Here is a 13216-nt window from a genome sequence, read left to right on the forward strand (position 1 = left end):
AAGCTATAGAAGCGTACACTTACTAACTCTTGCCGTGGGGCTATCTAAGATTCATAAGACTTGCAGCGTCGCTTGAACCAATTCATTCTTTTTGTGTGATTCAGCGGGCAATTTTCCATGCACAACCGCCCCAGATCTTCCAGGGTGGTTGCCTCTGGGTAATTTGCGACTTCCTCACCAGCAATAATGTGGCGAAAACCCCGCTCATCCGCTGTAATCAAGAAGTGATTTTCCTTATCACCAATTAAGATCTTCTCCCTGGCCATTGCGTAAACCTGGAATTCCCACATACCCCAGGCACTCCATTTATTCATTACCAAACACGTTGACATAGTTTTCAGAGGCTGCTGCTGTTCAACAGCAAATACAGAGGTTGAAAACAGCAATAGGAAAAACAGGATTAATCTCATATTCATTCCCTAAATACTGATGTTTAATTATGTATAGATAGTGGCAATGTTGGTGGTAAATAGCACTACCCAAAAAGAGGTATTTCTACGCTAACCATGCCATAGAATTAAGAACCGCATCAAGCCAACCTAACATCGTTAAAGCGCTTAATTTTTGGAAGCTGCACGTGCAAAATCATTGCAGAAAATTTCTCACCTGCTTGTCAACACATAGAGTTTGAAATGGTTCTAATTCTGGATAAGAAAACCCATTCCATATAGTAGCTAAGTACATTTTTTCCACAGGGTGTGAGGAGAACTTTATGGAAATGGTGCGTTTCTCAAAATATAATCTGCGTTAATACCTTTTGGTTTCAATGAAGCTTCTTTTCTTTTATATTTTTAGAATCAATTGGAAAATTCCACTCTCGGATCACCAAAATCTCGCCCCATATAATCCGGTGCGCAGGGAATCAGCTCTGCCGCGGGAATGCCTGAATCAATCAAGTATCGCTCAACTTTGCGACTACGCTCCTGTGCAAGTTTCTCAAACTCCTCCCGCAATGTAATGGGCGGTCGGCGATAAAAGTTCGATAGATAGCGGCGGCTACCGCGCAGTCCGATTGTGGAATTTGGATACATTGCATTCCAGTCCCTGGCATTGGCTATTCCACAAACCCCAGGACGGGCATCTGGGTGTTTGTGTAGCACCTCAACCATTTGTTGTAACTGCGCTAAAGCCAAACCATCCAATTCCGCACTGCCCGGCTGGAAATCGATAGTATCAAATGATTTGGCCATAAAACGCCCCCAGGCTAACTTAGCCAATAGATAAACCCCATAAGGGGTAAAGTAACTAAATAGCGCATCCATAATGGCTTTTTGCAGTAGTTCGCTAAATACAAACTCCATTGAAAACTTGGGGTCGCGGATATTTCCGGTGACGGGCATACCAAACTTTACATTCCCTTTTCCATCTTTTAATAACCAAAGGGCCAGGTTTAGGGGAATAAATCGCTTTTTCACTGACAGTTGATCGTCTTTTCGCACTCGCCGAACCTTGATTTTCTCCAGCACGACATCGGCAAAGGCATTCAGCTGGTTTTCGTGTACGTGAATATTCACTACTGCATCCATCTGCCCCTGTAGTATTTTGAAACCCAACAGTTGGGTCATATAAGGGGTTGCCGGGATCAGGTTTACATTGGCCAGGTAACCAGTCAGATCTGCGTTCCACTTTTTATTCCCCAGATAATCGATCGTCCCTCCCACTTGAAGATCGCCAAATCCTCCAGGGCGACCATTGGCCACCACGACCGCAGGAGGATGCTCCCCCAGATTACTGATATCACTCAGGTTAAGATTAATATCGCGCACAGGCAGGCGTGCCCGAAATTCATGTTTACGATCCACCCAGGTAAAGGTGCCGTGGCGCAGATGAATATCACCGACATGGTACAAGAGGGGTGGCCGATCTTTTTTCTTGCTGGGCATATTTCTATGAATTGGCATACCGCGAAGCTCGGCGATTTCCCAGGTTACCGGAAACTGGCCCTGCTCATCCCGCAGTAGGATAAAACGCGGTCGAAAAAAATCGATGAAATCAATCGTTAAGTACTCCCTGCGCCGATCAAAAGATAAGGCTTTTATATGTAATAGCCTGAAATCCCCTATCGTACTATGGCGCTCGAATTCCGGTGCGCTCGGATCTCGGTTAAAAAAATGAAAATGAACGGCTTCACCCCAGGCGAAATACCACTCTTTGGCATTCATAGAAAAGTGCGAGATTTCTACACTCTCCCCTTCTGCTAATAGTTCCCCGCCAGGGGAAAGCACATCAATATTCTCAACTTTGAATAGAGAGAGCGTCAATCCGTGAGTGCCGCTGAAATTGCCATCCAGTCTTACCACATCGAGATTGAAACAGTGACTGCCTTGATCAAAATATTTCGCAGGAATACAACTGGCGATACCCTGGAGTTGCAGCTGGTGTACCCCTACAGAACGGCCACTAAAGCGCAGATTTTCTACTTGAAGCCGCCCGGTTTTCAGTAGCGGTAGAGGCAGGGCCTGTGGAAAACCCGCTTCGTGCATTTGTATATCCGCCACACTGATATCTCTAAGCAGAAAATTCCGCCCTGTAGCCGTTTGTTGACTTTCCATTCCCCCCAAACGCAACTGCCCCAGCTGATAACAGGGGGCAAGTTTTTTGTCTTTAAGCAGTCCGGCGGGTAGACAGCCACTGACATTTTGTATAAGCGCGAGCGCCTCACCCTCAAGAGAAATATTATCTAGCTGAAAACTGGGGAATTTCAGTGGAGGAGAATTTTTTCCTGGAATTGACAGACCGGACATTTGTAGCGATCCCTTAAGTGCAAAGGGCCGATTCAGAGATAGCTGTTGTTTGCCGGGCATATACAGCTCATCGAGTCCGTAGCAGCGCTGTGTGTCCCCGACCCTGGCACCTTCAAGTCGCTCGACATTCACCGACTTACCAGATTCCGGCAGACAGACCCGGGTATTAAGGATTTTCAAATCAATAACGGAAAACTGCTTTCCACCCTTCCAGCTGAACCCCTGCCAACTCAGTTGCTGTAGGCCAGCTTGAAGAAAGTCGCGTCCTTTCTGCCAAAAGGCAATTGGCCCGCTTTGCACCGGCCCCAACCAGAGGCGGTCACGGTGAGGACCAAAACCAATACGGATGGGGTCACTAGTAAAGTTTATTCGTGAGGTCTCAATACAGTCAGCCAAGTTGACTCGATCAGCCTCACTGGGCAATAGGCTCCGCAGACCACAAATCAATATATTGTCCATCGATAAGTCGTAGAGATCGATGGAATCTGTCGAAAAGGACACCTGCGGTATCGCCAGTGTTTCAAATTGCCAGAGAGGCACACCGGAATCTGTTCGGGTGAACGCTGTTTGCCCCAGCGCCACACCACTGCTGCCAATAGAGCGCAGATCTTGACTGAAAACACAGTGCGGTAGCTTTTCTTGCAATCCAGTACGCGCTGGCAAGCAAGCCAGTAATGATTTCGCAGACAGCGCCTCAAACTTTACCTCTGACATTGCGGCCCCATTGCGTGACCAGAGGAATTCCATCACCGGCATGGTGAGGTCTTGTAGATCCAGCACCGGTTTTCCCCCGGCCTTAAGCAGTTGAACCTGAGCCATACTGGAATCGCTCAAGTTCGCCGAAGCCTGCTGAAGGCCAAACTCCAGGTGGAAGGCCTGTCCCAATTGAACACTGTGCAAATCCACACAGCGGATAGGCGTTTTCGACAATCTCGCAATATTCGGTAGGCAGCCATACAGCGCCTCTAGCGCACTACCCGGCAGTGCAATATAGGTACTCAATGCGGCGCTTTCTGCGCGACGGATTCTAACCAGCGGTAAATTCAAGTTTTTGATCTCCAGCAGCGAGCGGTCCTGAGCCGTACGAGCCTCGGCGCGCTCGATGAAAACCTCAGCTGTGGCAATATCCAGCCCGCCCAACCAGGCAATGCGAAGTGGTTGCTCTTGGCGCAGATCGCGCAGGTCAAAGCAGGCTGGCATTTCTTCCACGGGAAGAGTCGCGCGGTAAATTAGTCGGGCCCAAGTGTCGGGCAGGCAACCATCGAGACGCTGAAGGCTGGCATTCTGCAATTTGAAATTTGGCGCATCAACGCTAGCCAGTTGATGGCTGGCCAATGGGCCCTGATCCTGCAGCCTCCCCTTTTCGGTGCCGTAATCTTCTGAGCCAGGTCCAATATCCGATGCCTGTGCGCTGGCGGCCCAGGGATCTTCGACCGGCTCGCGCCGGAAATACCCGGCACCACTGGCCAGTTTTTGTAATAAGAGCCCGCTATTGCCGCTGGTAGAATCCCCCAGCATCAAACGCTGCACCCCCAATTTTCCGAAAATGGCATAACCCTCTTCCCCTCGCTGCCAGGCAAAGTTGCCCCGCCCCTGCAAACTATTCACTTGGGCGCACAATGGCCCCCACCCGTCCGGCAACAGACCTCGCGATAAACAACCAGATAGGGACAGCAGGGAGAAATTCTGAATTGAATAGGGCGTGCCGGATGCCAGTGTATCGATGCTTTGCCATTGCAACTTGCGCAGCCGCAACCGCTCCTCCGCCAGTCCCACCAGCTGCATCTGCGCCAGATGTACCGGTCCACTGGCGAATCCCCAGGGAATTTTCTTCTGTGACGAACCGAAGCGCAGTGCCACTTTCTCTTCTCCGCGCAGACCCGCCAGGCGTACACAATGATCGGGTTTGTGCCACAGCGCACCGGGCACACAGCCGCTAGCACTATCCACCGATAAGCTGCCCACCGACAGAATACGGCTGACAATATCGAATTCCAGCGGACCCAACCGGGCTTGTTGTGCGGTGAGGGGTTGGCGGTGCGGCTGGGCCACATCCAGATAGCGCACCTGTTGCGCACGGCTCGGCCCGGTGGATATCTTTAAACGCTGACTCCAGTCGAATTTGGTGGGGCCGGGAAGATTTAGGGTCGTGGCGCGCACACAAAAATGGCGCTCGCTGTCGCGCAGTTGTTTGGGACACCAGTCAAAAGCGGTGGCGCCAGCGCTACCCCAGCGCAACCGCTTGATCGGACGGACATAATCAAAATCGCGAATAGCGATGGTTTCTGCGCGCCAATCCTGCCAGCGCTGATCGCTGCGCCGCAGCACAACCCCTTCACCACTCGCGAGGCGCCACTGAGCCATTGCCACCCGGCCAAAATCGAACTTCAGATCTCCCGCAGCTTGTAAACGACGCGCTGCCGCGCAGTGACCAATCAAGCGCTGCAATCCCTGAATCGCATCGGCCCACTGCTGTGGCGGGCAGCTGGAGAAAAGTTCTGCACTGAAAGATTCGGCCTCGGTGCGTAAGCTGGGCCAGCGGAAATCCACCGCCTTTAAGTGCACTTCTGCCAAGGTGGTGTTATGTCGCACCGCGCTGCGCTCCCTCGCCAACAGCTCGCGCAGTTGAATCTCCGCGGCGGCAATATCCACCTCTAGGGGAACATCGCCCTTGCGCCGCAATCCCAAGGAAAAATCCCGCGCATCTACATCGCCGACATAAACACAGGAGGCCGTCGACCAGATGGGCCGGTGCAGATAGCAAAGCTCACTATTGCGTATCCGCGCCGAACCGATCATCAGGTGAAAATTCCTGTCCTTGCGCTCGCTTTGGGCCAGACTCCAACCACCCACCTCCCACGCCCTGTGCCGCTCACCGGGGGCGGATTGCAAATCCATATAGGCGCCACTGACCGAGGCCCGCGGCAAGTTGGCGCGGCCGCGCAACAGTTGCCACCAGCTGTAGTCCAGTAGGATTTCCTGAGCAGAAAAGCCCCGCCCCTCGCGGTTTATTGCCCTGGCATCCACAACCAGCACACTCAGATCGAGCAGTGACACGCGAAAGTATTGCGCCTGGAAATCCAGTCCCCGTTCGGCCATCCATGCACTGGCTTTATCGCGCACCAGTCCTGAAACGACCAGGGAAAACCCTTCCAGCAGCAATAATGCACCTATCAACCACCACAGCAGATGGCGAAAGTGATTTTTATGATCGGCAGGCTCTGTTGGCATTGTAAAAATAGCGCCGCGAAATGAGTTGAACGCAAGCTGCAACGACAGCCAAGCCCATAAAGTAAAGACCAGGCCCGTGGTTTTTTTTACCCTGGCGTCACTATTCGCGATAATGAAATCCGACGTCGTGCTATGGGTCTCGCCCCTACCCATGCTGTCTACTATTTATCCAAGAGTGAATTTGCGCGGCGGGAGTATTTGGCTGGCGGGCAAAGGCTTTACCCCGGCGACCGTTCCACAGAAACAGCAGTGAGCGAACATGCAGGAGCACCCTAATTACCAGGATATCGTTCTGGTCGGCGGCGGCCATACCCACGCCATAGTATTGCAAATGTGGGCCATGAATCCGCTGCCGGGCGCGCGTCTGACTCTGGTTTCCCCGCAGATTCAGACAGCCTATTCCGGCATGCTGCCGGGCATGGTCGCGGGACACTATTCCCTGGATGACACCCATATTGACCTGGCACGCCTGTGCCGCGCCGCCGGAGCACGATTTATTCAGGCCTGCGCCCACCATGTCGATGCCAAAATGCGCTCGGTCTCTCTACTCGGGCGCCCGCCTCTGGAATACGACCTTCTGTCTCTCGATGTCGGCGCCACCCCCGTGCGCGAGTTACCCGGCTCTGAGCTGGCCATTCCGATCAAGCCCATCGGGCATTTCTATAACTTTTGGAAAAAATTACAGAGGCACGTGCAGAAAAACCGTACGCCCCTGCGGCTCGGCATCGTCGGCGGCGGTGCCGGCGGTTGCGAGCTGGCCATGGCCATGGCTCACAGCCTGGAGGAGCAAATCTACTCCGGGCGCGTACAAATACACCTGATACACGCCGCCGATAAAATCCCCCAGGGCTATCCATTTCTCGCGCGCAAACTCGTAGCGCGCGAACTGGAAAGGCTCGGTGTGCTGCAACATCACAATTGGCCCGTGGCGGAAATTACCGAACAAGGCGTGCGCAACAAAAGTGGTGAGCTGCTCGGTTTAGACCAGGTTCTCCTCTCGACGAATGCCTGTGCCCCGCCCTGGCTCGCAGACGCCGACCTGGCACTGGATGAAAAAGGCTTCGTTTTGGTGGACCGCAAGCTGCGCGCTCGTGGACACCAGGATATTTTTGCCGCCGGTGATGTGGCCAGCTTCGCCGCCGAGCCACTGCCCAAGGCCGGTGTCTATGCAGTGCGCCAGGGGCCAGTTCTATTCCACAACCTGCGCGCCACTCTCACTGGACGCCCGCTGCAGAGTTACCGCCCACAAAAGCGCTTTTTGAGCCTGCTGTCCTGTGGCGGCAAGCGCGCGGTGGCCGTACGCAATGGCCTTGCCGCGGTGGGCGCGCCTCTGTGGCACTGGAAAGATCATATCGACCGCAGCTTTATGCAGCGCTTCGAAGATCTACCGGTCACCCTGGAAACAATGCCGACGGCCCGACCGCGCGAAGCGCTGGGCCAGCGCGAGGGGATCTCCCTGGCGGGTATGCGCTGCAATGGCTGCGGCGCCAAAGTAGGCCCGGAGGTACTGCGCCGCGCCCTGGCCAAACTACCCGCCCAGCAGTCCGACTTTCTCCTGCGCGGACTCGGTGACGACGCGGCGGTAATGGATCTGCCCGCCTCACAGTTACTGGTGCAGAGTTCTGACCAGCTGCGTGCGCCCGTTGCCGACCCCTGGCTATTCGGGCGACTCGCCGCTCTGCACGCACTCTCCGACCTGTTCGCCATGCACGCGCGGCCAGTCAGTGCGCAGATACTGGCCACCCTGCCCACCGCAGCGGAGGAAATCACCCAGCGGGATTTACAGCAGTTGCTCGCCGGCGCCATTTACGAGCTCAACCGGCATCACTGCGCCCTCTCTGGAGGACACACGGCCGAAGGCGCAGAAATGCAATTGGGCCTCACCGTAAACGGTTTGGCCGAGCGCGATCAGTTGCTGGAAAAGCGCGGAGCCCAGGCGGGAGACTGCCTGATTCTGAGCAAACCCCTAGGCGTGGGTACCATATTCGCCGCCGAGGGAATGGGGGAGGTCCAGGGGCGCTGGCTGCAGAAGGCTCTGGAGTGCATGCTGCACAGCAATGCCGCCGCCGCCGAGGCTTTCGCCCAGCATGGTGCCCACGCCCTCACGGACGTCACTGGGTTCGGGCTGCTCGGCCACCTGCTGGAAATGCTGAAACCCGATGGGCTTAACGCCACCCTGATTGCCGAACAACTCCCGCTGATTCCCGGCGCCAGCCAGTGTATAGAGCGCGGTTGGCTTTCCAGCCTGCAGCCACAAAACGCCAGTGCCTACGCCTTTGTGGAAAATCCACGGGAGTGGCAGTCGCTCCCGCACTGGGCCCTGCTCACCGATCCGCAAACCTGCGGTGGCCTGCTCGCCGCCGTACCCGAAAACACAGCCGAGGCCTGTATGCGCACACTGCTACAAAGCGGTTGCAGCCAGGCCGCCATCATTGGGGTTGTCAGCGCTGGCGGCGATGTTCAGCCCAAGATAAACCTGCGTCGGGAGGGGCACTGGCGGCAATTAATCACCCGCGACAGCGAGGCAGAACACAGCCAGGTGTGATACACAAAATACCCGCCCTGCCTCGGCTTGCCGCCCACCTCTCACCAGTTGCTATCGCCGCCCAAGGGGGAGATACTGACGCCAGAACAAACGCCGACAACCAAGTATTGCGGCGAGAGGTCTTCACAGATTGGGGAGTCGGCTTTTTAGCAATCGACAGGAAGACCACCCACCATGAAAAAAATTGTGATCGTCGGCGGCGGCGCCAGTGGCCTGCATCTAGCCACACGACTCGGGCATTATTTTAGCTTTTCCACCGTGTTGGGGCGCAAACGCGATGCCCCCACTGCACAAGTCACTCTGGTCGATAAAAACCGCACCCACATCTGGAAGCCCCTGCTCCACCAGGTCGCCGCCGGCGCACTCGACGCCAATATGGACGCTCTCAATTACCAGGTACACGCTCGCGCCAACGGCTATGAGTTCCAGCTCGGCGCCCTGCAGTCCCTCGACAGAAAGCACCGGGTTTTAACCTTGGGCGCAGTAATGGATGACGAGGGCAGCGAGTTGGTGCCGGCGCGCGAGCTGGAGTACGACTACCTGGTACTCTGTATCGGCAGTAAGAGTAACGATTTCCACACCCACGGTGTGCGCGAGCATTGTGTCTTTCTCGACAGCAGCGAGCAGGCACAAAAATTCCACCAGCAGCTACTCAATCACTTTCTGCGCCTTGAGACGCACACCAATAAAACGCTGCAGATTGCCATAGTCGGCGGCGGTGCCACCGGAGTAGAGCTATCGGCGGAATTGATTGGTGCAAGTAAACAGATGGGAAACTATGGGCGAATCGGCGCCGATGCCATTGACATTACGGTCGTCGAAGCCGGACCGCACCTACTCCCGGCTCTACCCGCGCGGCTGGGCAACAACGCCGAGCGCGAACTGAGTAAAATGGGGGTCCGTGTACTCACCGGCTGCAGTATCGCCAGCGCCAGCGACAGCGGCCTCACCACCGGCGACGGCAGAGAGATCCCCGCGGCAATTCGCGTCTGGGCTGCCGGTGTCAAAGCACCGGAGTTCCTCACTCGCCTCGACGGCCTCGCCACTAACCGCCTCAACCAGATCGAGGTCAAAACCACCCTGCAAACCCAGAGCGATCCGCATATCTTTGCCATGGGAGACTGTGCCAGTTGTATCGACGGTAACGAACAGCGTGTGCCACCGCGAGCCCAGGCGGCACAGCAAATGGCCAAGCTCACCGCGTCCAATTTGATTGCCCTGATCGAGGAAAAGCCACTGGGACATTTCTATTACCGCGATCGCGGTTCACTGGTTTCCCTGAGTAAATACACCGCGGTGGGCAACCTAATGGGCACTCTGGTAAAAGGCAGTCTCACCGTGGAGGGGCGTATTGCCGGCCTCGCCTATCGCTCCCTCTACCGCATGCACCTGGCGGCTATTCACGGCTGGCCCAAAGCTATGCTGCTCTACCTGATCGGCCAGGCCAATCGCGCGGTCAACCCCCGGCTTAAATTGCACTGATAAAATTATCCCCATAAAAAGGGCGGCCACCTCCGGCCGTCTTTTCCAGTTGGCCTTTAAACTGCAAACTGCGCCCTGGCCACCCAGGGAATAATTGCCTTTAGTGAAACAATACAGCTGTTCAACCTTTAGATGTAAGGTTTATCGCCGTACACTTCCTCAGATACTTAAAATAATTCGACCGCTAATGACGGCAGCTTGGCGAAAGACATCCTTATGCAATATCAACGTATCGTGGTACTCACCGGTGCCGGTATTTCGGCTGAATCCGGCATCCGCACATTTCGCGGGACCGACGGCCTGTGGGAAAACCAGCGTATTGAAGATGTCGCCACGCCCGAGGCCTTTGCACGCAACCCACAATTAGTGCAACGCTTCTACAATGAACGGCGTCGCCATCTGCTGTCTGCGCAGATCAGTCCCAACGCAGCCCATCGCGCCCTGGCCAAATTGGAGAGGGAGTTCACCGGAGAATTTTTATTAGTCACGCAAAATATTGATGACCTGCATGAACGCGCAGGCACTCAAAAACTGATTCATATGCATGGTGAATTGCTCAAAGCGCGCTGTAGTGCCAGTGGCCAATTATTTCCTCAACAAGGAGACTTACACACCGATGATCCCTGTAATTGCTGTAGCCAACTCGGGACTTTGCGCCCCGATATCGTTTGGTTTGGAGAAATGCCTCTACAGATGGATACCATTTACGCAGCCTTGAGCCGTTGCGATCTGTTTATAAGCATCGGCACATCCGGCAATGTTTACCCAGCCGCGGGTTTTGTGGAGTGCGCCAATCAAGCGGGAGCCCAGAGTGTGGAATTAAATCTCGAGTCCAGCAGTGTTGGCGATGCCTTTGCCGAGCATCGCTATGGATTAGCCTCAACAGTTGTCGATCATTTTGTGCGGGAAATCCTCGGCTGAGTAACCCCAGAATAGTTTTACAGGACTCAAAGGTCGCACTTAAATAGCCCACAGAAGCCTAATTACGGTGTCTTCGTATTCACAGTCGCGGGCTTTGCCGTGCTATCAGCACCGTAGCGCTGCAATAAGGTGGTCACTTGGTCGCGATCACGGATAACAATATAGAGGCGATCATATTCATCCGACTCCCTGATTGCTTTCCCCTTCTGCCCGCCGAGCAACGCCACCAGCTGTGGAGTAGTATTGCTATGCCCCACCACCAGTATTCGATCACCGGCCCCGCTCAGCTGCTCGGCCAGTTCTTTGAGTTTGCGGGGGTCATAGGTCTGTATTGATAAGTTACGCAGCTCGGCCAGCGGTCGAGCAGTTTCTTTTGTGCGGATATAGTCGGTGCTGTAAATCGCATCAATACCCACCTCCTCAAGCATCCATGCTAATTGTCTCGCACGCGCTTGGCCCTGCTCAGAAAGATTCGGATTGCTACCGGTGTCGGGCCCCCGCTGTTTTTCCCCGTGGCGCACCAGATAAATAACCTGACTGGCGGACTGCGAAGCGGGTGCTTCGGCCCAAACAAAGACTGCGGGTAAAGCGATAGCGATGCAGGTTAACAGGCGGGCGATACGGGTAAACACAGATACATTCTCACAATCCAATAATCGGTTGGGAGTTATGCAAAAGATAGGCGAGCAAGTAAACCTATATGCGATGAAATACAGGAATATACGTTTAACAAGTAAAGAAAAGTAAATTTTGTAAGGGAAGGGGAAAGCACAACCCAGCACCGGTATTACCGGCGCTGGGTTGAAAGGCAAAGTGGATTAGATTTTCCACTCTTTAACGGTATCGAGGCTGTACTCGTCGATCCACTGACTCAACGCTTTGGGATTGCGCTTTTTCTTTTCTACCGTGGCACCGGTATAAGGGTTGCGATAGTGGCCGGTCTCCAGCTTGGGTTCAGCAGACTTGCTTACGACGCCAGCGCGTCGGCCACGGCGGGGAGAATCGCCTTCTTTCTTCAGATGGCGGGCAACACGCGATTTGAGCGTCTGGATGTAGTCCGGAGCCTCTTCATCGTTCAGTTGAGAAACCAACCATTCAACGATTTGGGGGCCGCGCGCAACGAAGAATTCCTCTTCTTCCATCTGATATTCGGCTGCCAGGTTAACCAACGCCTTATCAAAAGCGATGACGCCATCTTTTTTACGCTCTGCCTGAGCCATTTGCTCCTGTAGTTCTTCTATTCTTGCCTGGTGTTCGGCAATTTGCTGTTCGAGTTGTTCAAATTCCTGGAACATTCAATAAACCTCAACGACGGTTATTAAAAATACAGAGAAAACACTGTGGCGGAAGCCGACACAGAGTCGTGCCCGGTTATTCAAAATATCAAAACTGTTAACCACATCACTAGCCGATTACAGGCGGTTAAGCGATGTTATATTCGGCATATTACGAATTGACCGAATCAAAAAATGAGATATCTCTGCGCCGGTCGACCCCAGCGTTCGATATATTCGGCAAATACATTATTAAAAACTAGCCAACGTCAGCCATTTGCGGCAATGGGACCGAACCACTGTTTATATTTCGCGGCTGAGGTCGCGAATAATAATCCTTCGCCAACAAATATCAACTGTTTACACCCTATCCTTTGAATATAATAGGATTCTCCACTCATATTGCTATCAAAATGTAACAAAGGCGGGGATATTCGCCTCTCTAAAAGGATATTCAAACACTTCTGTTTTGACTATATTGTATTCGTAGTCGCCAATTGCAAATTTATTGCGCTGGCTTTTGTTATAGCGCCCATTGCCAAAAACCATTGGATACCCACCGTTAGCTATGTCGTCCAATACCCACAATATTCATCATATGCCCACTTTGGCAGCACTGATGACGCCTTTTCCCTACCATATCGATATCGATGCCACTGTCGAGGAAGCCCTAGCGCTCATGGCCGAGCACAAGGTGCGCCACTTGCCGGTTACCCGCGCCGGTGACCTGGAAACGGTTATCTCCAAAGGGGATATTGAAAGGGCCAATGCGCCTGGGCACCGCCTGGAAGAACAACAGCTCTATGTGCACGATCTCTGCGCGCGTCGGCCTTTTATTGCCGATATTCACGATCCGTTGGACAAGATACTGATGGCCATGGCGGATACTGGCATTGGCTCAGTACTGGTCATGCGCGAAGGGGAACTGGTGGGCATCATCACCGTGACCGATATCCTGCGTTTTTGCAGCAGCTATCTGGCAGAACTGGCCCAGCCAGTGGATGACTCCGTCGCCTGAA

Annotated in this window: 8 protein-coding genes; 4 read left to right on the forward strand and 4 right to left on the reverse strand. The window is 53.9% G+C overall.

Going from position 1 to position 13216, the window contains the following annotated elements; translation table 11 throughout:
- Nucleotides 1–44: 44 nt before the first annotated feature.
- Nucleotides 45–410, reverse strand: a complete 366-nt coding sequence (locus tag ACCI51_RS01925) for a hypothetical protein (RefSeq protein WP_299586703.1) — start codon at nucleotides 408–410, stop codon at nucleotides 45–47.
- 387 nt (nucleotides 411–797) lie between these two features.
- The gene (locus ACCI51_RS01930; RefSeq protein WP_371842403.1) at nucleotides 798–5975 is read right to left on the reverse strand and encodes a DUF748 domain-containing protein; all 5178 of its coding nucleotides are present in this window, start codon (nucleotides 5973–5975) and stop codon (nucleotides 798–800) included.
- 259 nt (nucleotides 5976–6234) lie between these two features.
- Between ACCI51_RS01930 and selD the strand changes: the two genes are divergently transcribed.
- The 3 genes from selD to cobB all read left to right on the forward strand — a co-directional run bounded on the left by selD (nucleotide 6235) and on the right by cobB (nucleotide 10923).
- Entirely contained in the window at nucleotides 6235–8520 is a 2286-nt protein-coding gene (gene selD, locus ACCI51_RS01935) for a selenide, water dikinase SelD (RefSeq protein WP_371842404.1), read from the forward strand.
- A 174-nt stretch (nucleotides 8521–8694) separates the two neighbouring features.
- Complete coding sequence (locus ACCI51_RS01940; RefSeq protein WP_299586694.1) at nucleotides 8695–10002, forward strand: NAD(P)/FAD-dependent oxidoreductase; 1308 nt, start codon at nucleotides 8695–8697, stop codon at nucleotides 10000–10002.
- A gap of 216 nt (nucleotides 10003–10218) precedes the next feature.
- Nucleotides 10219–10923 carry a Sir2 family NAD+-dependent deacetylase gene (cobB, locus tag ACCI51_RS01945; protein ID WP_299586691.1) on the forward strand — a complete coding sequence of 235 codons (705 nt, stop codon included), beginning with the start codon at nucleotides 10219–10221 and terminating at the stop codon, nucleotides 10921–10923.
- Between the two features lie 62 nt (nucleotides 10924–10985).
- Here cobB and ACCI51_RS01950 read toward each other — a convergent pair whose 3' ends face one another.
- Together ACCI51_RS01950 and ACCI51_RS01955 are read right to left on the reverse strand one after the other, a co-directional pair.
- On the reverse strand, nucleotides 10986–11555 hold the full coding sequence (locus tag ACCI51_RS01950) for a SixA phosphatase family protein (protein WP_371842405.1): 570 nt from the start codon (nucleotides 11553–11555) through the stop codon (nucleotides 10986–10988).
- Between the two features lie 186 nt (nucleotides 11556–11741).
- Nucleotides 11742–12218: a hypothetical protein gene (locus ACCI51_RS01955; protein WP_299586687.1), complete on the reverse strand. Its 477-nt coding sequence runs from the start codon at nucleotides 12216–12218 to the stop codon at nucleotides 11742–11744.
- 547 nt (nucleotides 12219–12765) lie between these two features.
- Here ACCI51_RS01955 and ACCI51_RS01960 point away from each other — a divergent pair.
- Complete coding sequence (locus tag ACCI51_RS01960; protein WP_299586685.1) at nucleotides 12766–13215, forward strand: CBS domain-containing protein; 450 nt, start codon at nucleotides 12766–12768, stop codon at nucleotides 13213–13215.
- Nucleotide 13216: the final 1 nt, after the last annotated feature.

Origin of the sequence: Microbulbifer echini, assembly GCF_041447225.1 — a bacterium.
GTDB classification, from domain to species: Bacteria; Pseudomonadota; Gammaproteobacteria; order Pseudomonadales; family Cellvibrionaceae; genus Microbulbifer; species Microbulbifer echini.